This window comes from Bradyrhizobium sp. LTSP885, assembly GCF_000938305.1.
Classification (GTDB): Bacteria; Pseudomonadota; Alphaproteobacteria; order Rhizobiales; family Xanthobacteraceae; genus Bradyrhizobium.
Genome location: NZ_JYMT01000015.1, coordinates 129,531 through 150,711, shown reverse-complemented (window position 1 = coordinate 150,711; position 21,181 = coordinate 129,531). Strand labels below are relative to the sequence as shown.

At 63.7% G+C, this 21,181-nt stretch carries 21 protein-coding genes; 15 read left to right on the top strand and 6 right to left on the bottom strand.

Going from position 1 to position 21,181, the window contains the following annotated elements:
* Positions 1 to 99 precede the first annotated feature (99 nt).
* Positions 100 to 705: a nucleotide exchange factor GrpE gene (grpE, locus tag UP09_RS10050; RefSeq protein WP_044537978.1), complete on the top strand. Its 606-nt coding sequence runs from the start codon at positions 100 to 102 to the stop codon at positions 703 to 705.
* A gap of 56 nt (positions 706 to 761) precedes the next feature.
* On the opposite strand, the gene pncA is transcribed toward grpE, so the two are convergent.
* Both pncA and UP09_RS10040 read right to left on the bottom strand, forming a co-directional pair.
* Positions 762 to 1,484 carry a bifunctional nicotinamidase/pyrazinamidase gene (pncA, locus tag UP09_RS10045; RefSeq protein ID WP_044537977.1) on the bottom strand — a complete coding sequence of 241 codons (723 nt, stop codon included), beginning with the start codon at positions 1,482 to 1,484 and terminating at the stop codon, positions 762 to 764.
* 223 nt (positions 1,485 to 1,707) lie between these two features.
* Complete coding sequence (locus UP09_RS10040; RefSeq protein ID WP_044537976.1) at positions 1,708 to 2,646, bottom strand: hypothetical protein; 939 nt, start codon at positions 2,644 to 2,646, stop codon at positions 1,708 to 1,710.
* 593 nt (positions 2,647 to 3,239) lie between these two features.
* Here UP09_RS10040 and dnaK point away from each other — a divergent pair.
* The 8 genes from dnaK to UP09_RS10000 all read left to right on the top strand — a co-directional run bounded on the left by dnaK (position 3,240) and on the right by UP09_RS10000 (position 10,312).
* Positions 3,240 to 5,141 carry a molecular chaperone DnaK gene (gene dnaK, locus UP09_RS10035; RefSeq protein WP_044537975.1) on the top strand — a complete coding sequence of 634 codons (1,902 nt, stop codon included), beginning with the start codon at positions 3,240 to 3,242 and terminating at the stop codon, positions 5,139 to 5,141.
* 158 nt (positions 5,142 to 5,299) lie between these two features.
* Positions 5,300 to 6,439 carry a molecular chaperone DnaJ gene (gene dnaJ / locus UP09_RS10030; RefSeq protein ID WP_044537974.1) on the top strand — a complete coding sequence of 380 codons (1,140 nt, stop codon included), beginning with the start codon at positions 5,300 to 5,302 and terminating at the stop codon, positions 6,437 to 6,439.
* A 92-nt stretch (positions 6,440 to 6,531) separates the two neighbouring features.
* On the top strand, positions 6,532 to 7,131 hold the full coding sequence (locus UP09_RS10025; RefSeq protein WP_044537973.1) for a class I SAM-dependent methyltransferase: 600 nt from the start codon (positions 6,532 to 6,534) through the stop codon (positions 7,129 to 7,131).
* Positions 7,132 to 7,178: 47 nt separating this feature from the next.
* Positions 7,179 to 7,757 carry an NADPH-dependent FMN reductase gene (locus UP09_RS10020; RefSeq protein WP_044537972.1) on the top strand — a complete coding sequence of 193 codons (579 nt, stop codon included), beginning with the start codon at positions 7,179 to 7,181 and terminating at the stop codon, positions 7,755 to 7,757.
* 6 nt (positions 7,758 to 7,763) lie between these two features.
* Positions 7,764 to 8,474 (top strand): orotidine-5'-phosphate decarboxylase, encoded by a 711-nt coding sequence (pyrF, locus tag UP09_RS10015; RefSeq protein WP_044537971.1) that lies wholly within the window; start codon positions 7,764 to 7,766, stop codon positions 8,472 to 8,474.
* Between the two features lie 18 nt (positions 8,475 to 8,492).
* A complete protein-coding gene (locus UP09_RS10010) occupies positions 8,493 to 8,789 on the top strand; it encodes a DUF1330 domain-containing protein (protein ID WP_044537970.1) in 297 nt (98 codons plus the stop codon).
* A 60-nt stretch (positions 8,790 to 8,849) separates the two neighbouring features.
* Positions 8,850 to 9,662, top strand: a complete 813-nt coding sequence (gene dapB, locus UP09_RS10005; RefSeq protein WP_044537969.1) for a 4-hydroxy-tetrahydrodipicolinate reductase — start codon at positions 8,850 to 8,852, stop codon at positions 9,660 to 9,662.
* A 26-nt stretch (positions 9,663 to 9,688) separates the two neighbouring features.
* Positions 9,689 to 10,312 carry a 2,3-bisphosphoglycerate-dependent phosphoglycerate mutase gene (locus tag UP09_RS10000; protein WP_044537968.1) on the top strand — a complete coding sequence of 208 codons (624 nt, stop codon included), beginning with the start codon at positions 9,689 to 9,691 and terminating at the stop codon, positions 10,310 to 10,312.
* A 147-nt stretch (positions 10,313 to 10,459) separates the two neighbouring features.
* Here UP09_RS10000 and UP09_RS09995 read toward each other — a convergent pair whose 3' ends face one another.
* Together UP09_RS09995 and UP09_RS09990 are read right to left on the bottom strand one after the other, a co-directional pair.
* Positions 10,460 to 11,356, bottom strand: a complete 897-nt coding sequence (locus tag UP09_RS09995; protein WP_044537966.1) for a methylated-DNA--[protein]-cysteine S-methyltransferase — start codon at positions 11,354 to 11,356, stop codon at positions 10,460 to 10,462.
* A 134-nt stretch (positions 11,357 to 11,490) separates the two neighbouring features.
* Positions 11,491 to 12,054, bottom strand: coding sequence for a DUF2244 domain-containing protein (locus UP09_RS09990; RefSeq protein WP_082070075.1), 564 nt, complete (start codon positions 12,052 to 12,054; stop codon positions 11,491 to 11,493).
* A gap of 22 nt (positions 12,055 to 12,076) precedes the next feature.
* On the opposite strand from UP09_RS09990, the gene nth reads away from it, so the two are divergent.
* The 6 genes from nth to UP09_RS09960 all read left to right on the top strand — a co-directional run bounded on the left by nth (position 12,077) and on the right by UP09_RS09960 (position 18,892).
* Positions 12,077 to 12,835, top strand: coding sequence for an endonuclease III (gene nth / locus UP09_RS09985; RefSeq protein ID WP_044538020.1), 759 nt, complete (start codon positions 12,077 to 12,079; stop codon positions 12,833 to 12,835).
* A gap of 66 nt (positions 12,836 to 12,901) precedes the next feature.
* Positions 12,902 to 14,038, top strand: a complete 1,137-nt coding sequence (locus UP09_RS09980) for an HlyD family secretion protein (protein WP_044537965.1) — start codon at positions 12,902 to 12,904, stop codon at positions 14,036 to 14,038.
* Entirely contained in the window at positions 14,025 to 15,665 is a 1,641-nt protein-coding gene (locus UP09_RS09975; RefSeq protein ID WP_044537964.1) for an MFS transporter, read from the top strand. Before UP09_RS09980 ends, UP09_RS09975 begins: the two co-directional genes overlap by 14 nt.
* Positions 15,666 to 15,774: 109 nt before the next feature.
* Entirely contained in the window at positions 15,775 to 16,827 is a 1,053-nt protein-coding gene (locus UP09_RS09970) for a type III polyketide synthase (protein ID WP_044537963.1), read from the top strand.
* Positions 16,824 to 17,336, top strand: a complete 513-nt coding sequence (locus tag UP09_RS09965) for an isoprenylcysteine carboxyl methyltransferase family protein (RefSeq protein WP_044537962.1) — start codon at positions 16,824 to 16,826, stop codon at positions 17,334 to 17,336. The genes UP09_RS09970 and UP09_RS09965 overlap by 4 nt, the downstream gene beginning before the upstream one ends.
* Positions 17,333 to 18,892, top strand: coding sequence for a DHA2 family efflux MFS transporter permease subunit (locus UP09_RS09960; RefSeq protein WP_245301866.1), 1,560 nt, complete (start codon positions 17,333 to 17,335; stop codon positions 18,890 to 18,892). Before UP09_RS09965 ends, UP09_RS09960 begins: the two co-directional genes overlap by 4 nt.
* Here UP09_RS09960 and UP09_RS09955 read toward each other — a convergent pair.
* Together UP09_RS09955 and UP09_RS09950 are read right to left on the bottom strand one after the other, a co-directional pair.
* On the bottom strand, positions 18,889 to 19,641 hold the full coding sequence (locus UP09_RS09955) for a sulfate transporter family protein (RefSeq protein ID WP_044537960.1): 753 nt from the start codon (positions 19,639 to 19,641) through the stop codon (positions 18,889 to 18,891). The two genes, UP09_RS09960 and UP09_RS09955, sit on opposite strands and share 4 nt — an antisense overlap.
* Before the next feature lie 79 nt (positions 19,642 to 19,720).
* Positions 19,721 to 21,133: an MFS transporter gene (locus UP09_RS09950; protein WP_044538019.1), complete on the bottom strand. Its 1,413-nt coding sequence runs from the start codon at positions 21,131 to 21,133 to the stop codon at positions 19,721 to 19,723.
* Between the last annotated feature and the right edge of the window lie 48 nt (positions 21,134 to 21,181).

The following is a 21,181-nucleotide window of genomic DNA, read 5'->3' as shown; positions in this document are numbered from 1 at the left end:
ACGCTATGTGGCGCTTGATTTTCGTCGCTTAAAGCACGATATCCGGGCCAGCCAATCCCCAAGATTTGAACGACGCGCGTTTTTTCGAGAAGGCAAGCCATGATCGATCCGAACCGGACCAATGACAATACCGAGAATCCGGCGCCGACGGGCGAGCCTGTGGTCTCCAAGCCTTACATCATGCCCGACGATCCCGAGGTCGGATCGACGGAGGCCTTGAGCAAGGAACTGGCCGAGACGCGCGACAAGATGCTGCGTACGCTGGCCGAGATGGAGAATCTTCGTCAACGCACCCGCCGCGAGGTCGCTGATGCCAAGACCTACGGGATCACCGGCTTCGCCCGCGACGTGCTCGATATCGCCGACAATATGCAGCGCGCGCTCGATGCGGTTCCGGCCGAGGCCAAGGAAGCCGCCGATCCCGGCCTGAAGGCATTGATCGAAGGCGTCGAGCTGACCGAGCGCTCGCTGCTCAACGCGCTGGAAAAGAACGGCGTGAAAAAGTTCGATCCGATCGGCGAGAAATTCGATCCGAATTTCCAGCAGGCGATGTTTGAGGTGCCCGATGTGTCGGTGCCGTCAGGCACCGTGGTGCAGGTCATGCAGGCCGGCTACATGATCGGCGAGCGCATCTTGCGCCCGGCCCTGGTGGGTGTCTCCAAGGGCGGCGCCAAAGCCGCCCCGGCGGCCGATTTCACGGCCTGATCGTTTCGACGTCACGCGAGGAAATCCTGCGCCAAGACACCTTAAGTCAAGAAACCTTAGGCGATGTCCGATGACTGGATCCGCTTGACGCCGGCCTTGGCCATGTCGGTCCAGGCCTTCGCAAGCGATCCTTGCGTGTCTATGCCGCGGCAGGCGTCTTCCACCACATAGGTTTCGAAGCCGGTCTTGCGCGCGTCCAGCGCGGTCCAGGCCACGCAGAAATCAGTGGCGAGCCCGGCGACGAACACGCGCTTGACGTTGCGCGCCTTCAGATAGGCGGCAAGACCGGTGCTGGTCTTGCCATCGGCCTCGGTGAAGGCGGAATAGCTGTCGACGTCCTTGTGGAAACCCTTGCGGATGATCAGTTCGGCCTGCGGGATCGCGAGATCCTTCGACAGCGAGGCGCCGTCGGTGCCCTGCACGCAATGGTCGGGCCACAGCACCTGCTTGCCATAGGCGAGATCGATCGTCTCGAACGGCTTCTTGCCGGAATGGACCGAGGCGAAGGAGATGTGTCCGGGCGTGTGCCAGTCCTGCGTCATCACCACATTGGCAAAGCTCTTGGCCATCTTGTTGATGATCGGCACCACCTGCTCGCCGTCCTTCACCGCCAGGCTGCCGCCGGGCAGGAAGCAGTTCTGGACGTCGATCACCAGCAGCGCCGAGCCGTCGTCAGGTTTGACCGCTGCTGCCCAAAGCTCGCCCGGAGCCAGGGTTGCAAGAGCCGTCGCGCCAAGACCTGTAACAAGACCTGCAACAACCTGCCGTCGATCCAACATCGTGCCTCTCCTCGCTGGGGTGAACCGTGCGAGGAGGCTAGTTCCGTTTGCGTACAAACGAAAGTCCGATTTTTCGGCGGGCGCTGCGGAAACTTCGATCAGAGCGTTTTCGAGCGAAGCCTGTCCCGGACCTGATCCGGGATGGATTCCGGTTCGCGTATAGAAAGCGCTTCAAATCAAGGCTCGAGAGCCCCGTTCGGATTCCATCGGAACGGAAACGGCTTTAGCCGCGCGGCTGGATGCCGTCACGCACCGCGCGGAAGCGCGGGAATGCCTTCTCCCAGTCGGTGCGCGGCGAACTTCCGATGATGCGCATCGACGACTGCGAGCCAAATCGCAGCCACTGCACGATGGTGACAGGCGTGTTGTCCTTGCCGCTGATCGCGTCGATCCGTGTCTCGTAGCCGGCCTGGCCGTCGATACGGATCGGCTCCGACATGGTGATGTGCCCATCGCGCACGCCGGGAATCGTGGTGGCAATCTGCTGGGCGAAGCGACCGCGATCGTCGGGAGAGGCCGCGGTCGAGCCGATGATGCCGAGGAGGATGAAGGGCTTGGTTTCGAAGCCGGTCTTCTCGTCGCCGTCGGCCAGCATCAGCGCTGCGCCGGGCGCCACCATGCGGACGGTCTTGAAATTGCTCAGCTCGGTGATCTTGAACGGCATCATGCCGAGCTGCTCGTCGACCGGCACCTCGTTGCGGATGAAGGCGGTGGCGAACATCTGCCGTACGGCGTCGTCGGTGTAGATCCTCGCGGCGTTCTCGGGCACCTGCACCGCGATGTAGCCAGAGAAGGTCGGGCCGGGCAAAATCATGGAGTAGCGGCGCACATTGGTCGCGCCGTCCCGTGCGCTCTCGACGGTATAATAGGCGAGTCCGGCCGGGGTCTCGAGGCTCTCGGGCTTGATGCCGCCGCTGCCGGCGGGATTGGCCTTGAAGGCGTTGACGACCTCGCCATAGGCATCCGGGGGCAGATCGGCGATCAGGACCTTGACGCCCTGGTCCTCGGTCTCGAAGCCGATGAAGGACTTTGCGCGAACGAGGCCGACCAGCGGCTTCATGCCGACATGGGCACCCGGCGGAAACACCACGTCATCAGCGAAAGCAGACCAGGTGGTGGCAATCAGCACGGCAACCGCAGCGAGAACTCGAAAGGGCGTCATGAAGGATCTACCGGGTTTGCTTGGAGGCCGCTCAAAGGGCCGGTGCAGGGCTGGGTGGGCCGCATCAGTCGGCCCGCTTTTAGCGGTTTTGATGGCTCTGCAACAGGTCCGCCTGATCTTCGTTTCCGCTCTGTCGTCACGATTCCACGGGCTTTTCGCCAGACAAGGCGGTCCTTTCCAGGGTTTCCCGACATTTCTCGGTGAAACAATCGCGCTGGCAGCACAACGGCCGGCGGCCAAATAGCGCGCCCGGTCAACCGGCGAGCCGGTTGCGTGTCGGGCCCGTTGTGAGCGTTCACTCAACACGCATGACCTGTGCGCGTGGTGTGGATCGCGCTTGATCGCGCCCGGCAACATTGCCTATTTGTTAACTTGATTAGAGGTTGAGCCGGCGCGGGCCCCAAGCTGACACAATCTTTCAAACGTCAGTCTTTTCAGGCCTCAACGTTGCGTCCAGTCCTTGCGGGCAGGACCCTCTCTCCTATATCAGGCTCACCGTCGCAATATCGCGAGTATGTGAACGTCTGGGGGTTCGGTTCGGGGTGCCGTCAGGGCCCAACCAGCCTGCCGTAGCAACAAGGATATGAAAAACCATGGGTAAGGTCATTGGGATCGACCTCGGCACCACGAATTCGTGCGTCGCCGTAATGGATGGCAAAACACCGAAGGTCATCGAAAACGCCGAGGGCATGCGCACCACGCCGTCGATCGTTGCTTTCACCGACGATGGCGAACGCCTTGTCGGCCAGCCGGCGAAGCGCCAGGCAGTAACCAATCCCGAGCGTACGTTCTTTGCGGTGAAGCGCCTGATCGGCCGCCGCTATGACGACCCGATGGTCGAGAAGGACAAGAAGCTCGTTCCCTACAAGATCGTCAAGGCATCGAACGGCGACGCATGGGTCGAAGCCGACGGCAAAACCTATTCGCCCTCGCAGGTCTCGGCCTTCATTCTGCAGAAGATGAAGGAGACCGCTGAGGCGCATCTCGGCCAGAAGGTCGATCAGGCCGTCATCACGGTTCCCGCCTATTTCAACGACGCACAGCGTCAGGCCACCAAGGACGCCGGCAAGATCGCCGGCCTCGAAGTGCTGCGCATCATCAACGAGCCGACGGCTGCCGCGCTCGCTTACGGTCTCGACAAGACGAAGACCGGCACGATCGCCGTGTACGACCTCGGCGGCGGCACCTTCGACGTCTCGATCCTCGAGATCGGTGACGGCGTGTTCGAGGTGAAGTCGACCAACGGTGACACCTTCCTCGGTGGTGAGGACTTCGACATGCGCCTGGTCGGCTATCTCGCCGACGAGTTCCAGAAGGAACAGGGCATCAACCTGCGCAACGACAAGCTGGCGCTGCAGCGCCTGAAGGAGGCCGCCGAAAAGGCCAAGATCGAGCTGTCCTCGACCACGCAGACCGAAATCAATCTGCCGTTCATCACGGCTGACCAGACCGGTCCGAAGCATCTGACGATGAAGCTGACCCGCGCCAAGTTCGAGGCGCTGGTCGACGATCTCGTCCAGAAGACCATCGAGCCGTGCCGCAAGGCGCTGAAGGACGCGGGCCTCACCGCCGCCGAAATCGGCGAAGTGGTGCTGGTCGGCGGCATGACGCGCATGCCGAAGGTTCAGGAAGTGGTGAAGCAGTTGTTCGGCAAGGAGCCGCACAAGGGCGTCAATCCCGACGAAGTCGTTGCGATCGGCGCTGCGATCCAGGCCGGCGTGCTGCAGGGCGACGTCAAGGACGTGCTGCTGCTCGACGTGACCCCGCTGTCGCTGGGCATCGAGACGCTGGGCGGCGTGTTCACCCGCATCATCGACCGCAACACCACGATCCCGACCAAGAAGAGCCAGGTGTTCTCGACGGCCGAGGACAGCCAGAGCGCCGTCACCATCCGCGTCTTCCAGGGCGAGCGTGAAATGGCGGCCGACAACAAGATGCTCGGCCAGTTCGACCTGATGGGTATTCCGCCGGCGCCGCGCGGCATGCCGCAGATCGAGGTGACCTTCGACATCGACGCCAACGGCATCGTCAACGTCTCGGCCAAGGACAAGGCGACCAGCAAGGAACAGCAGATCCGGATCCAGGCATCCGGCGGTCTGTCCGAGGCCGACATCGACAAGATGGTCAAGGACGCCGAAGCCAATGCGGTCGAGGACAAGAAGCGCCGCGAGGCGGTCGACGCCAAGAACCATGCCGATGGCCTGGTGCATTCGACCGAGAAGGCGTTAGCCGAGCACGGGTCGAAGATCCCGGAGAACGAGCGCCGCGCCATCGAGGACGCCGTCAGCGACCTCAAGGAAGCGCTGAAGGGCGACGACGCCGAGGCGATCAAGGCCAAGAGCGCGACGCTGGCGCAGGCTTCGATGAAGCTCGGCGAGGCCATGTACAAGCAGCAGGCCGAGGCCGATGCGGCCAAGGACGCTGCAAAGGATGACGTCGTCGACGCGGAGTTCACCGAGGTCGACGACGACAAGAACAACAAGAAGTCTGCTTAAGCGGGCTTGAGATCATGACCCTCACGCCAATGAGCACGCGACGCGTCTCGGAGGAGTGGGGGTCATTTTTTTTTAAGGCGATCGCTGCATCTTGCAGACAGGTGCGATCCTTATCGCGATCCTCGGCGATGGCTCCGAACTTCGGACGGAATTGAAGGATGTCCACCACCAAGCGCTGCTATTACGAGACCCTCGAGGTCGAGCGGAACGCGGACGAGCCCAAGCTGAAAGCGGCTTTCCGCAAGCTCGCAATGAAGTGGCATCCGGACAAGAATCCGGGCGATGCCTCCAGCGAGGTCCGCTTCAAGGAAATCAACGAAGCCTATGAAGTGCTGAAGGACGGCGACAAGCGCGCCGCCTATGACCGCTTCGGTCATGCGGCCTTCGAGCAGGGCATGGGTGGCGGCGGTCCGGGCTTCGGCGCCGGCTTCGCCTCCTCCTTCTCCGACATCTTCGAAGACCTGTTCGGCATGGCCGGGCAGCGCCGTGGCAGCGGTGGCCGCGAGCGCGGCGCCGACCTGCGCTACAACATGGAGATCACGCTCGAGGAAGCCTTCCTGGGCAAGACCGCGCAGATCGAGATTCCGGTCTCGGTCACCTGCGAATCCTGTTCGGGAATCGGCGCCAAGGCCGGCACCAAGCCGAAGACCTGCTCGCATTGCGGCGGGGCTGGACGGATCAGGCAGGCGCAGGGCTTCTTCACGCTGGAGCGCACCTGCCCCGGCTGCCAGGGCCGCGGCCAGATGATCGAGGACGCCTGCGCCTCCTGCGTCGGTTCCGGCCGGGTGACGCGCGACCGGACGCTGTCGGTCAACATTCCCCAGGGCGTCGAGGACGGCACGCGGATTCGCCTGGCCGGCGAAGGCGAGGCCGGCGTTCGCGGCGGCCCGCCCGGCGACCTCTACATCTTCCTGTCGCTGACCACGCACCAGTTCTTCCAACGTGACGGCGCCGACCTGCATTGTCGCGTGCCGATCTCGATGGTCGCAGCCGCGCTCGGCGGCGAATTCGAGGTGCCGACCATCGACAAGGGCAAGACCAAGGTGAAAGTGCCGTCCGGCACGCAGTCCGGCCGGCGATTCCGCATTGCATCAAAGGGTATGCCGGTGCTGCGGTCCCGCCAGACCGGCGACATGTATGTCCAGGTTATGGTCGAAACGCCGCAGAATCTGACCAAGAAACAGCAAGAATTGCTGATGGAGTTCGAAAAACTGTCGTCCGGTGCAACCCAACCCGAGGCCGCAGGTTTCTTCTCTAAGGTCAAGGACTTCTTCGGAAACCGCGCCGCGCCGCAGTAGTCGTTATGCTTGACCGTAACGGCTCTGACATATACGTCTTTGTGACTGTTTTCTGACAACCGCTCGGTTGTGCGGTCCCGCCTGGAAGCGACATGCCCCAATCGTCCGTGCGTGCGTTGAAGAAACCCCTCCGTCTTGACGACGAGGTTCGTTTTCTCCGTTCATGGATCGAGAAGCCGCTGCACATGGGCGCGGTGATGCCCTCGGGGCGACTGCTCGCCCGCACCATGGCACAATATGTCGACCCGAAAGCGGAAGGGCCGGTCGTCGAACTCGGACCCGGGACCGGTGCGATCACCAACGCGCTGATCGAGCATGGCGTCGATCAGAAGCGGCTGGTCCTGGTCGAATACAATCCCGGCTTCTGCGCGCTGCTGCGTGAGCGCTATCCGCAGGCCAAGGTCGTGCAAGGTGATGCCTATGCGCTCCGCGATGCGCTGTGGGACGTCCTGAAGTCTCCCGCCTCGGCCGTGGTCTCCGGCCTGCCGCTGGTCACCAAGCCGATGCTGACGCGCCTGAGGCTGATCCGCGATGCCTTCGTGGCGCTGGCGCCCGGCGCTCCCTTCGTTCAGTTCACCTATTCGGTCGTGCCCCCGATTCCGAAATCGTTGCCGGGCGTGTCCACAGAAGCTTCCGAGCGGATCTGGATGAACCTTCCGCCCGCCCGGGTCTGGGTGTATCGCAAGGGTTAATTTGCCCTGCGCCGTCGCGTGGGCTCGACTGAACCCGCGATTTCAAAATGTCCGCGCTGAAAATCCTCGTGATCCCGGGATCGCTTCGATCAGGCTCGCTCAATGCGAAGCTGGCGGCCGTCGTGGCGCGGGAATTGGTGCAGCTCGGCGCCGACGTCACCCGCATCTCGCTCGCCGATTTTCCGCTGCCGATCTATGACGGCGACCTGCAGGCCAAATCGGGCGTGCCGCAGAATGCCGTCAACCTCAAGCGAATGATCGGCGCCCATCACGGCGTGCTGATCGTGACCCCGGAATACAATTCCTCGGTACCGGCGCTGGTGAAGAACACGATCGACTGGGTGAGCCGCGTGCAGGATCCGCATGAGGCCCGCGGCCAGGTGTTCCGCGACCGCGTCTTCGCGATCGCAGCGGCGTCCGGCAACCGGCTCGGCGGCACGCGCGCGTTGGCGGCGCTGCGGCTGATCCTGTCGGCGTGCCAGGCGACCGTGATCCCGAACCAGCTCGCGCTGTCATTTGCCGAACAGGCCTATGACGATATGGATCGTCTGAAACACCACGCCGACATCGAAGCGATGCGGGCGCTGGTGCGGCAGTTGATCGACCATTCCCAACGCATGATGTGAGGTGACATGCAGCCAGCCAGGATCGCTCCAAAAGACCGGTTGATTGTGGCGCTCGATCTGCCCTCCGTGGCAGCGGCGGAGGCGATAATCGAACGGCTTGGCGACAGCGTGACCTTCTACAAGATCGGCTATCAGCTCGGCTATGCCGGCGGCCTGCCGCTAGCGAAGCAGCTCGCGGGCAGTGGCAAGAAGGTCTTCCTCGATCTCAAGCTGCACGACATCGGCAACACGGTCGCGCGCGGCGTCGAAAGCGTCGCAAAGCTCGGCGCGACCTTTCTCACCGTGCATGCCTATCCGCAGACCATGAAAGCCGCGGTCGACGCGCGCGCAGGCTCTACCTTGAAGATCCTCGCAGTCACCGTGCTGACCTCGTACGACGACAGCGATCTCCATGCCGCGGGCTATCGTCTCAACGTCGCCGATCTCGTCGCAGCGCGCGGCCAGCAGGCGCAGGCGCTCGGCGTCGACGGCATTGTCAGCTCGCCCGAAGAGGCTTCCGCCCTGCGCAAGATCGTCGGCGACCAGATCAACTTGGTGACGCCGGGCATCCGGCCCGCGGGATCGGCCACCGGCGACCAGAAGCGCATCATGACGCCGGCCCGTGCGATTGCAGCCGGCGCTGACTATCTGGTTGTTGGACGGCCGGTGACGGAAGCATCGGATCCGAAGGCCGCGGCGGAGGCCATCCAGGCCGAAATCGCACAGGCGCTCACCTGAACGACAAAGGAGAAGAATATGGCGAAGGGATACTGGGTTGCACGCGTCGACGTTCACAATGAGGAGGGCTACAAGCCCTACATGGCGGCCAACCCGGCCATCTTCCAGAAATTCGGCGGCAAGTTCATTGTTCGCGGCGGCAGATTCACCAATCCCGAAGGGGAGAAGCGCTCGCGCAATGTCGTGATCGAATTCGCCGACTACGAGACGGCGCTGGCCTGCTACAACTCGCCGGAATACCAGGCCAACATCAAGGTACGGCAGCCGCATTCGATGGCCGATCTCATTATCATCGAAGGCTACGACAGTCCGTAGGCCGCCGGTCCGGTTGCCGGAACAGCCTCCGCCCGCTATACGGCCATCAGAGGTGATGCCATGGCTGACATGCGTCTGATTGTTGCGGGAGCCGGCGGCCGGATGGGCCGCACGCTGGCGCGGGTGATTTCCGAAACCCCCGGGGCAGTTCAGGTCGGCGCGCTGGAAGCGCCGGGCTCCGAATTGCTGGGCAAAGACGCCGGCGTGCTCGCCGGCCTGCCGGCCAATGGCGTCGCGCTGTCGGCCGACCTGTGGACGATGTCGGCCAACGCCGACGGCATCCTGGATTTCACGGTACCGGCCGCGACCATCGCCAATGTCGCGATCGCAGCCGAGCGCGGTCTCGTTCATGTCATCGGCACCACCGGCCTGTCGTCATCGGACGATGCCGTGATCAAGAGCGTTACCAATCGCGCCATCGTGGTGAAGTCGGGCAATATGAGCCTCGGCGTCAATCTGCTCGCCGCACTGGTCAAGCGCGTTGCGCAGTCGCTCGACCAGAGCTTTGACATCGAAATTCTTGAAATGCATCACAAGTCCAAGATCGATGCACCGTCGGGCACCGCCTTGATGCTCGGCGAAGCCGCCGCGGCCGGACGCCAGATCGCGTTGGCGGAACGCTCGGCGCGCGGCCGCGATGGCCTGACCGGCGCGCGGCGCGCCGGGGACATCGGCTTTGCGTCACTGCGCGGCGGTACCGCGGCCGGCGATCACAGCGTGATCTTTGCCGGTCCGTCCGAGCGCCTCACGCTGTCGCACCATGCCGAGGATCGCGCGCTGTTCGCGCAAGGCGCGCTGAAGGCGGCGTTGTGGGCGCATGGCAAGAAGCCGGGCCAGTACTCGATGGCCGACGTGCTGGGACTGGGTGAATAAATCAAGCTGAGAACGGAAACCGTGGAATGAGCGATCGTCTTCTTGTGCTGGTCCGGCACGGCCAGAGCGAATGGAACCTGAAGAATCTCTTCACCGGGTGGAAGGATCCTGATCTCACCGAACAGGGCATCAACGAGGCCAAGGAAGCGGGACGCAAGCTGAAGGCGCAGGGTCTGTCGTTCGACGTCGCCTTCACCTCCGATCTCACGCGCGCCCAGCACACGTTGAAGCTGATGCTGGCCGAGATCGGCCAGACCGGATTGCCGACGACCCAAGATCTCGCGCTCAACGAACGCGACTATGGCGATCTCTCCGGTCTTAACAAGGATGACGCCCGCAAGAAATGGGGCGAGGACCAGGTGCTGATCTGGCGCCGCTCCTACGACGTGCCACCACCCGGCGGCGAAAGCCTGAAGGACACGCTGGCACGCACGTTGCCCTATTATGTGCAGGAGATCCTGCCCGGCGTGTTGCGCGGCCAGCGCACGCTGGTCGCCGCCCACGGCAATTCGCTGCGCGCGCTGATCATGGTGCTGGAAAAGCTGACGCCCGAGCAGATCCTCAAGCGTGAACTCGCGACCGGCGCGCCGGTGGTCTATCGGCTCAATGCCGATTCCACCGTTGCGTCCAAGGTTGATTTGGCGGGGTAAGCGAAGCGATCAAGATTCTCGATCCGTCATCCTGAGGAGCGCGCCCTTGCGCGCGTCTCGAAGGATGCATGGCCCGGCTGGTGGCCGTCGACCCTTCGAGACGCGCTACGCGCTCCTCAGGGTGACGGGGAAAGAGAACCGTTCGCCTTAATGCAATCCCACCTGGCCGGCTTCCCAGCCGAGCATCGCTTGCTTGCGGGTGATGCCCCAGTGATAGCCGGTCAGCGCGCCGCTCTTGCCGAGTGCGCGATGGCAGGGCACCACGAATGACACCGGATTGCGGCCGACCGCGGCGCCGACGGCGCGCGACGCCTTCGGATTGCTGATCTTGGTGGCGATGTCGGAATAGCTGACTGCGTGGCCCATCGGGACCTTCAGCAGCGTTTCCCACACCCGCACCTCGAAATCGGTGCCGATCAGCACCACGCGCAACGGCTGGTCCGGCCGCCACAGCTGCTTGTCGAAGACGCGCTGCGCCAACGCGGCGGTGCCGTCGGTGTCCTCGACAAAGGTCGCGTTCGCCCAGCGCCGCGTCATGTCGGCGAACGCCGTCTGTTCGTCGCCGGGGTCGGCGAAGGCAAGCCCCGCCAGTCCACGGTCCGTCGCGATCACGATCGCAGTGCCGAACGGCGAGGGATGGAAGCCGTAGCGCAGCGTCATGCCGGCGCCGCCATGCTTCCATTCGCCGGGCGACATTGCCTCGTGCGTGACGAACAGATCGTGCAGCCGGCCCGGGCCTGACAAGCCCGAGTCGAGCGCCGCGTCGAGCACGCTGGCGGAATCGCGCAACAGGCCCTTGGCGTGGTCAAGGGTCAGCGCCTGCATGAAGGCCTTTGGCGTCAGCCCGGCCCAACGGCGGAACAGATGGTGGAGCTCATCCGGGGTCACGGCTGCGGCGTCGGCCATCGCCTCGATGGTCGGCTGCGCGCGCCAGTGGTCCGAGATGAAGGCGATCGCACGCCGCACCGAATCATAGTCGCGTAGCGCGGCGTTCTGCGGGCCCGGCTTGGTCAGGCGCTGGTCATGTATGGCGAGTGTCATCATGGGACCTGATTTAGGAGCCATCGCGCGTCCAAACCACCCGGTTTCCGACAAAGAGCATGATCCGGACCGGTACGGCCGCGTTAGCGCAAAGTGGGAACCGGTTTTCCAACAAGATCATGCTCAAACAAAAAAGCCTAATTGATAGGGTTGTAGGTCGGACCGCGCTTGGCGGCATTCAGCGCGGCCATCAAGGCTTTGGAAAAACTGGCCTTTTCGTCCGGTCCAAGGAAGCTGCCGACGCTGACCCGGCGGCCCCTGGAGACCAGAAAAAGCCGCTCGACGCCGAACTCTTCGTGCGAGATCTGCTCGAACTGCACCCAGAGCGGGTTGAGCACCCATTCCATGACGTGGCCGCGGTGGCTGATCCGGCGTACCCGCAATTCCGACGGCGTCACGGTGATCTCCTCGCTCGCCTTCGCGGTGCGGAAATTGACCTTGAACGCCCAATAGATCACCAGCACGTCGAGGCCGAAGAAGCCGAAGATCGGCCAGGCGCCCAGCCACCAGAACACCGCGCCGGCAATGAAGCTGATCGCAGTCACCGCTGACATCAGCACCACGAAGCCGGTGCGGTTGAGCGAACGGTGCGGCGTCAGCAATGCCGAGAACAGTTTCGGCTCGAGGTTGTCGGCCTCGAGACCATTCTCAAGATCGCCCTCAAGATTACTCTTGGGATCAAAATCGTTGCCTGCGGTCATGGCGTATCAGTATATCCCGATCATGGCCAAAATCACCCGCTCTCAACGCACCAAGACATCAAGCGTTCGGTCCGTGCCGAAGAAGACCGCGAAGGCGGCAAAGCCGCTGCCAAAACCCGCGGCAAAGAGGGTCGCAAAACCGAAGCCGTGGACGGCGGCGGAGGTCTTTGAGGCCTTCAGCCGGTTCCGCAAAGCCAATCCCGAGCCGAAGGGCGAGCTGGAGCATCTCAATCCGTACACGCTGCTGGTTGCAGTCGTGCTGTCGGCACAGGCGACCGACGCCGGCGTCAACAAAGCGACCCGCGCGCTGTTCGCGATCGCCGACACACCGGAAAAGATGCTCGCGCTCGGCGAGGACAAGGTGCGCGACCACATCAAGACCATCGGGCTCTATCGCAACAAGGCCAAGAACGTCATCGCGCTCTCGGAGAAGCTGATCGCCGAATTCGGCGGCGTAGTGCCGCGCACCCGCGCCGAGATCGAGTCGCTGCCCGGCGCCGGCCGCAAGACCGCGAATGTCGTGCTCAACATGGCGTTCGGCGAGCACACGATGGCGGTCGACACCCATGTGTTTCGCGTCGGCAACCGCACTGGATTGGCACCCGGCAAGACTCCGCTCGAGGTCGAACTCGGGCTGGAGAAGGTGATCCCGCCGGAGTTCATGCTGCATGCCCATCACTGGCTGATCCTGCATGGCCGCTACACCTGCCTCGCGCGCAAGCCGCGTTGCGAGGTATGCCTGATCAACGATCTTTGCCGTTGGCCGGAGAAGACCGTCTGAGGCATGATTGACATCATGTGCTTGTAACCTCGTCCGGCGGTCCGGAGCGTGAGTGAGGGGAGTGTCGTGACAGAGCAGGTTCAAACCACCCCGCCACCGGCCAGCCAGGCCGCGCCAACCGCAAAGCCGCAAGCCACGACAAGCGGGTTCTGGGGTCGCTTCGCGATTCCATTGTTCGCGGTGCTGGTTGCACTGGCGTTCATTGTGCTGGCAACGGTGCGGTGGGACGCCTGGGTCGGCAGCGCCACGATCCAGAGCACCAATGACGCCTATGTTCGCGCCGATCTGACCCAGCTCTCCAGCCGGGTCGCGGGCGAGGTTCTCACCGTCGCCGTCACCGATTTCCAGCGCGTCAAGGCCGGCGATCTGCTGGTGCAGATCGATCCGGCCGACTATCAGGCGCAGGTCGCGCAGGCCGAGGCCGGTGTGGTCGGCGCGCAGGCCGCGCTCGACAACCTCAGCAACCAGGTCGAGCTGCAATACGCGACCATCGCGCAGGCGGAGGCCGCGCGGCTGTCCGCGGAGGCACAGGCGATCGAGGCGCGCCAGGAGCAGGAGCGCCAGCAGTCGCTGTCGCAAACCGAAGCCGGCACGCGACAAAAGTTCGAGCAGGCCACCGCCGCCTATGCCAAGGCGCAGGCCGATGTCAGTGCAAGCCGCGCGGTGATCGCAGCCCAGCGTCATCAGATCGAGGTGCTGCAAGGGACCAAGAAGCAGCGCGCCGCCGATATCGATGGCGCTAAGGCGCAACTCGCCGCGGTCAAGCTCAAGCTCGGCTACACCAAGATCGCCGCGCCATTCGACGGCGTCACCGGCGAGCGTCAGGTACAGCCGGGCGACTACGTCAACATCGGCACCAATCTGGTCAATGTGGTGCCGCTGCCGAATGTTTACGTGATCGCCAATTACAAGGAAACGCAGCTGACGCGCGTCAGGCCGGGTCAGCCGGTTGAGATCATGGTGGATTCGTTCCCGGGCGAGAGGCTGCGCGGCCGCATCGAGCGCATTGCGCCGGCGAGCGGCTCGCAATTCGCGCTGCTGCCGCCCGACAACGCCACCGGCAATTTCACCAAGGTGGTGCAGCGCATTCCGGTGCGGATCCAGTTCGACAAGAACCAGCCGCTGCTCGAGCGCCTGCTGCCGGGCATGTCCGTCGTCACCGACATCAACACCAGCGAGGCGGTTACGGATGGCGGAAAGTGACGATCGCGATCGCGGCCCGATCTCGCGCGGCGGCGTCGCGCCGCAGCCGATATTTGCCGTCGTTGCGGTTCTGCTCGGATCATTTCTCACGAATTTCGACAGCCGCCTGACCTCGGTCGGCCTGCCCGATCTGCGCGGCGCGTTCTTGCTCTCGTTCGACGAGGGCGCCTGGCTCTCGACTGCCGGCATCGGCTCGCAGATCCTGGTCGCGCCCGCGGTGGCCTGGCTCGCCACCGCGTTCGGGCTGCGGCGCGTGCTTGGGATCCCGAGCCTCGTCTATGCGGTGATCTCGCTGATCATTCCGTTCGTCCACGATTTCACGACGCTGATCGCGCTGAGCATCGTCCACGGCATGCTGCTCGGCACCTTCGTGCCGGCGTCGTTGATGATCATTCTCCGCAACCTGCCGATCCGCTGGTGGCTGCTGGGGATTTCGCTGTATTCGATCCGTGTCGGATTCGCGTTGGATACGTCGAGCTCGCTGGTCGGCTTCTATGTCGAGCATCTCGGCTGGCAGTGGATCTACTGGCAGAGCGTGATCGTTGCGCCGCTGATGGGCCTGATGGTGTATCTCGGCACCCCCAATGATCCGGTCAATCGCGACCTGGTGCGCCATGCCGATTGGGGCGGCATGCTGCTGCTCGGTGCGGGCCTGTCGATGGTCTATGCCGGTCTCGATCAGGGCAATCGGCTGGATTGGCTGGGATCGGGCACGGTGACGGCGCTCCTGATCAGCGGCGGCGTGTTGATCGTCTGCTTCATGATCAATGAGACCCTGGTGGACCGCCCATGGGCGCATTTCAACATCTTGTTCTCGCGCAATATCGGGCTCTCGCTGGTCGCGATCCTGCTGTACACGCTGACCAGCCTTTCCAACTCGTCGCTGGTGCCGAATTTCCTCGGCGCCATCCCGGCGCTGCGGCCGGAGCAGTCGGGCGCGTTACTGTTAATCTATGGCGCACTGCCGATGTTCGTGCTGGTGCCGATCTCGATCTATCTGCTCCGGCACTTCGATGCACGCACCGTCCTCGTGCTTGGATTCTCGGCGTTTGCCGCCGCCAATCTCTGGGGCACGCAGTTGACCCACGTCTGGGCGCGGGAGGATTTCATCGGCATCGTGCTGCTGCAGTCGGTTGGGCAGGCGTTCACGTTGCTGTCGATCATCATCCTCGCATTGTCCAACTCCGATCCGTCGCGCGCCACCTCGTTCGCGGCCTACATCCAGATCATGCGGCTCGGCGGTGCCGAGATCGGCGTCGCACTGATGGGCACGTGGCTGCGGGTCCGCGAGCAGATTCACTCGAACTATCTCGGACAGCATGTCCAGAGCGGCGATGTCGACGTCAGGCGCTTGCTGCAAGAGTTGGCGGAGGGCTTTTCCGGTCATGGCGCCGGGGCCGCCATGGGGAGGGCCGTCGGCACGCTTGCTGCGCTGGTGCAGCGCGAGGCGAATGTGCTGGCCTATATCGACGGGTTCTGGCTGTGCTTCTGGCTGGCGATGACGGCCCTCTTCGTGGTTGCGCTGATCGCGCGCGCACCGCCGGGTCCGTTTACGCCGGCGCCGTTTGGTTTTGCGAAGAACGCGCTGCGCAAATGCGGCGTAAAGATCGCTGCGGCTCGCAGTTGAAGCATTCAATTTATGTTGAATGCGGGCTCGGGCCCGATGTTGGCAACTCCTGAAATATTCGGCTTGCCCGGTGGTTTCACGTAGCGGGGACCAATCCAGGACAAGCATCATGAAGCAGACGGCCGCCCTTGTTTCCGTGGCAACCGCGGTTCCGCCGCATCTATTCCATCAAGGGCAGATCCTGCAGGCGGCGCGCGGCCTGCTGGCCGACCGCTATCCGGAATTCGAAACCCTCTCAAGCCTCTTCGCCAATACCGGCATCCAGCATCGCTACGGCGTGAAGCCGATCGAATGGTATCTTGAGCGGCGCGGCTGGCCCGAGCGGACGCAGGCTTTCCTGGAAGGCGCGGAATCACTGTTCGTCGACGTCGCGCGCAAGGCGATCGCCCAGGCCGACCTCACCGGCGGCGACATCGATGTCGTGGTCACGGTGTGCTCGACAGGGATTGCGACGCCGACCTTGGAGGCGCGCGTGGCCGGCAAGCTCGGCCTGCGGTCCGACGTGTCACGTGTGCCGGTGTTCGGTCTCGGATGCGCTGGCGGTGTTTCGGGCTTGTCGATCGCATCGCGGCTCGCGGAAGCGCGGCCTGGCGCCAATGTGTTGCTGGTCGCGCTCGAGCTCTGCACGCTCGCAGTCCGGCATGATGAGCTCACCAAGGCGAACATCGTCGCCGCCAGCCTGTTCGGCGATGGTGCCGCGGCGATCGTGCTGCGCGCCGGCGACGGCGGGACGACGCGGATCGAGACGTCCGGCGAAAAGCTTTGGCCCGATACGGTCGACGTCATGGGGTGGACGGTCGATCCGGAAGGATTCGGCGTGGTCTTTCAGCGGACGATTCCCGACTTTGTCCGCCAGCATCTAGGGCCGGCGGTCGCCGAAATCCTCGCGCGGATGGAGCTTTCGGTCGACGATATCGACCGCTTCCTTTGCCACCCTGGCGGCACGAAGGTCATCGTGGCGCTGGAGCGGGCGCTGGCGCTCGATCAGGGCACGCTCGATCACGAGCGCGACATCATTGCCGATTGCGGCAACATGTCGGCCCCGACCGTTCTCTTCGTCCTCGAACGGGCGCGCGCGAAGGGCCTGCCACCACGCTCATTGTTGACGGCACTCGGACCCGGCTTCACGTTGAGCTGCGTCGCGCTACGGCACGCGGCGTGAGCCTGGCGTCGATCATTCTCGCGCTGGTCACGCTGCAGCGTCTGGGCGAGCTCGTGCTGTCACGGCACAATACGGAGCGGCTTCTGGCGCGCGGCGCCATCGAAGTCGGCGTAAACCACTACCCGCTCGTCGTGTCGGTTCACGCTGCCTGGCTGGTCACTCTGTGGGTATGGGGTCGCGACCAGGACGTCAACCTGGCGGCGCTCGCGATCTACCTGGCGCTGCAGGGCTTGCGGCTATGGATCCTCGCCACACTCGGGCGGCGATGGACCACGCGGATCATCGTGCTGCCAGGCGAGCCGCTGGTCGCATCGGGGCCTTACCGGTACTTCTCGCATCCGAACTATGCCGTCGTCGTCGCAGAGATCGCGCTGCTTCCGCTCGCGCTGCATCTGCCGCGGCTGGCGCTCATCTTCACGATCCTCAATCTCGCGGTGCTCTCGGTCCGGATCAGCGCCGAGACGCGTGCGCTTTCCGGTCCCGGCCAGCCGCGCACCGGTACGCCATGAGCGAGCGGGCCGAGCATCGAGCCGACAGCCCATCCGTCGCGACGTGGGCCGGATTCCTCCTGATGTGCCTCGGCATGTTCATGGCCATCCTGGATATCCAGGTCGTCGCGACCTCGCTGCCGACGATCCAGCGCGCGCTCGCGATCTCGCCAGCGGCGATGAGCTGGATCCAGACCGCCTATTTGATTGCGGAGGTGATCGCGATCCCGCTGACCGGGCTGTTCACGCGCGCGCTGTCGCTGCGTTGGCTGTTCGTGACGGCCGTGGGCCTGTTCACCGTCGCGTCGATCGGCTGTGCCTTCAGTGGCAGCCTTGCCTTGCTGCTGATATTTCGTGTGTTGCAGGGATTCTCCGGCGGTGTCTTGATCCCGGCAGTGTTCTCCGCGGTGTTCACGCTGTTTCCGCCGCGTCTCCACGCGGTGGCCACCACAATCGGCGGCGTCGTTGCGGTGCTTGCCCCAACCGTCGGACCTGTCGTTGGCGGCTGGATCACGCAGACCTGGTCGTGGCCGTGGTTGTTCCTGATAAACGTCGTTCCGGGGATCATCGCGGCCTCCGTGGCTCCATTTCTGCTTCCGCGTGCGGCCGGAGATCTCCACGAATTGTCGAAGCTGGACAGGTGGTCGCTTGTCCTGCTTGCGACGGCGCTCGCAAGTTTCGAGATCGGGCTCAAGGAAGCACCGCAGCTTGGCTGGGCCTCGCTGCTTTGCGTGAGCCTGCTGACGGGAAGCATTGTCGGGATGGCGGTCCTGATCCGGCGCACGTTGCGTGCAGCGCATCCGATCGCACGGTTGTCGACGTTCACGCGGCGTTCGTTCGCAATCGGCTGCGCCCTGAGCCTTTGCCTTGGTGTCGGCCTCTATGGCTCGGTCTATCTGATGCCGGTCTTTCTCGGCTTCGTCCGGCGGCGCGATGCCTTTGAGATCGGCGCCATCATGCTGGTAACGGGGATTGCGCAACTCGTCGCGGCGCCACTTGCCGCGTTCCTCGAAGGCCGCATCGGCGCGCGTCTGTTGACCGGCATCGGCTTTGGCCTGTTCGCGCTCGGCTTGAGCCTGAGCGCCTTTCAGCCGCGGACCACTGATTTCGACGAGATGTTCTGGCCGCAGCTCATACGCGGGGTCGCGATCATGTTCTGCTTGCTGCCGCCGACGCGAATTGCGCTGGGCGCGTTGCCGGAAGCCGAGGTCGCTGACGCCAGCGGATTGTTCAATCTGGCGCGCAATCTGGGGGGAGCGATCGGGATCGCCCTGATCGATACGATACTCTACGGCCGAAGCCCGGTTTACGCGGAAGATTTTCGCGTCCGGCTGCTGGCAGGAGATATCACCGCGGCGCAGGCTATCGGGCTCGATCCGAAGATGCTCATCGACCGCCCGCTCGGACCACCCACCGAAGCCGCCGTGGCATTTGTCCGTCCGCTGGTTGAGAGGGCGTCGCTGGCGCTTACCGTCAACGAGGCATGGGCGATGCTCGCCTGCGTGGCGATCGTTGGATTGCTGCTGGTGCCGTTCGCGCACGATCGGGCGGCTTCGATGCCGCCAGAGACGGCCTAGACGACCGAGACATCACTCCGCCGCGCTGGCTCCAACAGCTCCGGCCGCGGTCCGGACAGCCGCTTGTGCATGTGGACCATGAAGGCCATGCCGAACAGCGGGGTCGCCAAATTGACGATCGGGATCGAGACGAAGGCTGCAATGAACAGGCCAGCGGTGAACACGGTCGCGGCGTTGTCCTTGCGCATCGCCTTGGCATCCTCAGGCGAACGGAAGCGCATCGCCGCGAGCTCGAAATATTCCCGCCCCAACAGCCAAGCGGTTGCGATGAAGAAGACGATGAAGCCGGCGCCGGCGAACAGTACGAATGGGAGTGCCACCAGATAGACGAGGATGGTCAGCAACGCCGTCCTGACGCCTTCAGTCATTGCGATCGCCAATGGCAGCGCCACACCGGGCTGCTCGGCCGGATAGTGCTCGCGCTCGACATGGTCGGCGACGTCGTCGACAAACAGGCTCGCCACCAGCGAGGTGATTGCGGGCATCAGGAAGACGGCGCCGAGCACGACGCCAAGGCCCGCGGCGATCGAGACGATCCAGGACACGACATTTAGCGTGGTATGGAAGTTGGGGCCGAGCATGGCCTCGGCCCAAACCTCGCCGTACTCGGCAAACCAGCTCAGCAGCCGCTGCAATCCGATTGCCAGCACGGTGATCAGCACGAGCGCAAGCCCGATGGAGCGCCACAGGATCGAGCGCATCGGCGGCGACAGGATTTGCGAAATCGCCTTGACGGCGGCGTTCAGCATGATGGGTCGACCTCTGTAAAAGTTCCCGGCGAGAGGTAGACACCCAATATGGCTTCGGCAAGTGCCGTTTGTGTCGCGATCACACGTCGAGCGGCTTGCCGCGCACATTCGGGCCGAACGTCGCCACGACGATGATCACGAGGATCATGGCCGAGGTGATCAGGCCGAACACGCCGCCGACGCCGCCGATGCGCAGCATGTAAGCGACGATGAAGCCTGAGAACATCGCGCTGATCCTGCTCATCGAATAGACGAGGCCCGAGGCGCGGGCGCGAATTGCGGTCGGAAACACCTCGGTCTGATAGGCGTGATAGGCATACGACATCGTCGTGTTCGCCGCTGTCAGCAGAACGCCGCTCAGGATCAGCAGGGCAGGTGCGGTGAATTGCGAGAAGGCTGCACCGAACGCGATGATCGCCACGCACGCCCCGCAGATGATCCATTTGCGTTCGAGCCGATCGGCGAAGCTTGACGCCAGCAAGGGCGCGATCGGATAGGCGAATGCGACGATGAAGGAATATTCCAGGCTCTTGGTGACCGTGATGCCCTTTTCGACCAGCAGCGTCGGCACCCAATTGGCAAAGCCATAGAAGCCGAACGCCTGGCAGAAATTGAACACCATGAACATCACGACGAGCGAAAGATAAGGCGGCCGGAATAACTCGGCGAAACCAACCTTGGTCGGCGTGCGTGCCGGCCCTCTGTTGGCGATTGCACCTAGCTGCGTGTTGCCGACGCCCGCGGAGGCTTCAAGCGACGCCAGGATTTTCAGGGCTTGTTCGGTCCGGCCGTGGCGTGCCAGCCAGAGCGGGCTTTCCGGAACAAATAGCCGCAACACCCAGATCACCATGCTGCCGGCGGCACCTATCAACACCACCCAGCGCCAGCCATCGAGACCGTAAGGTTGCAGCGGCACCAGCCACCATGACAGGAACGCCACGATCGGGATCGATATGAACATCACGGACTGGTTGATCGCAAAGGCCCGGCCGCGCATCCAGCTCGGCACCAGTTCGGTGATGTAGGCATCGATGGTGATGATCTCGACACCGATGCCGATACCAGCGATGAATCGCCACAGCAGCAACCCCTCTGACGTCGTCTGAAACGCCATCACCACCGATGCCGCGCTGTAGCCGAGCAGCGCGAAGGTGAAGATGGCCCGTCGCCCGAACCGGTCGGCGAGGAAGCCGAGGAAGAAGGTGCCGACGAACAGGCCGGCGAAGGTCGCGGCGACGAAGGCGCCGATGCCGGAGAAGCCGAAGAACGCCTGGGTCGTCGCGGTCATCAGCCCGCTGCGGCTGAGCCCAGGCGCGATATAGCCGGTGAAGAAGAGGTCATACATCTCGAAGGAGCCACCGAGCGAGAGCAGGATCACCAGCCGCCAGACATGGGGCGAGGCCGGCAATGCCTCGAGCCGCCGCGAAATCTCGTCGGGCTCGCTTGTGGTGCTGGCAAGGTCGGCAACCGAGCCGAGTTCGACGGCGCTCATCATGATCCTCCCCGAATCGCCCAATGGCCGCCTTTCTTTCCGAAGGCG

Bases quoted from the DNA above. Each gene is read 5' to 3' on its own strand.
- grpE (WP_044537978.1), top strand. From the start codon at position 100: ATGATCGATCCGAACCGGACCAATGACAATACCGAGAATCCGGCGCCG.
- pncA (WP_044537977.1), bottom strand. From the start codon at position 1,484: ATGTTGGATCGACGGCAGGTTGTTGCAGGTCTTGTTACAGGTCTTGGC.
- UP09_RS10040 (WP_044537976.1), bottom strand. From the start codon at position 2,646: ATGACGCCCTTTCGAGTTCTCGCTGCGGTTGCCGTGCTGATTGCCACC.
- dnaK (WP_044537975.1), top strand. From the start codon at position 3,240: ATGGGTAAGGTCATTGGGATCGACCTCGGCACCACGAATTCGTGCGTC.
- dnaJ (WP_044537974.1), top strand. From the start codon at position 5,300: ATGTCCACCACCAAGCGCTGCTATTACGAGACCCTCGAGGTCGAGCGG.
- UP09_RS10025 (WP_044537973.1), top strand. From the start codon at position 6,532: ATGCCCCAATCGTCCGTGCGTGCGTTGAAGAAACCCCTCCGTCTTGAC.
- UP09_RS10020 (WP_044537972.1), top strand. From the start codon at position 7,179: ATGTCCGCGCTGAAAATCCTCGTGATCCCGGGATCGCTTCGATCAGGC.
- pyrF (WP_044537971.1), top strand. From the start codon at position 7,764: ATGCAGCCAGCCAGGATCGCTCCAAAAGACCGGTTGATTGTGGCGCTC.
- UP09_RS10010 (WP_044537970.1), top strand. From the start codon at position 8,493: ATGGCGAAGGGATACTGGGTTGCACGCGTCGACGTTCACAATGAGGAG.
- dapB (WP_044537969.1), top strand. From the start codon at position 8,850: ATGGCTGACATGCGTCTGATTGTTGCGGGAGCCGGCGGCCGGATGGGC.
- UP09_RS10000 (WP_044537968.1), top strand. From the start codon at position 9,689: ATGAGCGATCGTCTTCTTGTGCTGGTCCGGCACGGCCAGAGCGAATGG.
- UP09_RS09995 (WP_044537966.1), bottom strand. From the start codon at position 11,356: ATGATGACACTCGCCATACATGACCAGCGCCTGACCAAGCCGGGCCCG.
- UP09_RS09990 (WP_082070075.1), bottom strand. From the start codon at position 12,054: ATGACCGCAGGCAACGATTTTGATCCCAAGAGTAATCTTGAGGGCGAT.
- nth (WP_044538020.1), top strand. From the start codon at position 12,077: ATGGCCAAAATCACCCGCTCTCAACGCACCAAGACATCAAGCGTTCGG.
- UP09_RS09975 (WP_044537964.1), top strand. From the start codon at position 14,025: ATGGCGGAAAGTGACGATCGCGATCGCGGCCCGATCTCGCGCGGCGGC.
- UP09_RS09970 (WP_044537963.1), top strand. From the start codon at position 15,775: ATGAAGCAGACGGCCGCCCTTGTTTCCGTGGCAACCGCGGTTCCGCCG.
- UP09_RS09960 (WP_245301866.1), top strand. From the start codon at position 17,333: ATGAGCGAGCGGGCCGAGCATCGAGCCGACAGCCCATCCGTCGCGACG.
- UP09_RS09955 (WP_044537960.1), bottom strand. From the start codon at position 19,641: ATGCTGAACGCCGCCGTCAAGGCGATTTCGCAAATCCTGTCGCCGCCG.
- UP09_RS09950 (WP_044538019.1), bottom strand. From the start codon at position 21,133: ATGAGCGCCGTCGAACTCGGCTCGGTTGCCGACCTTGCCAGCACCACA.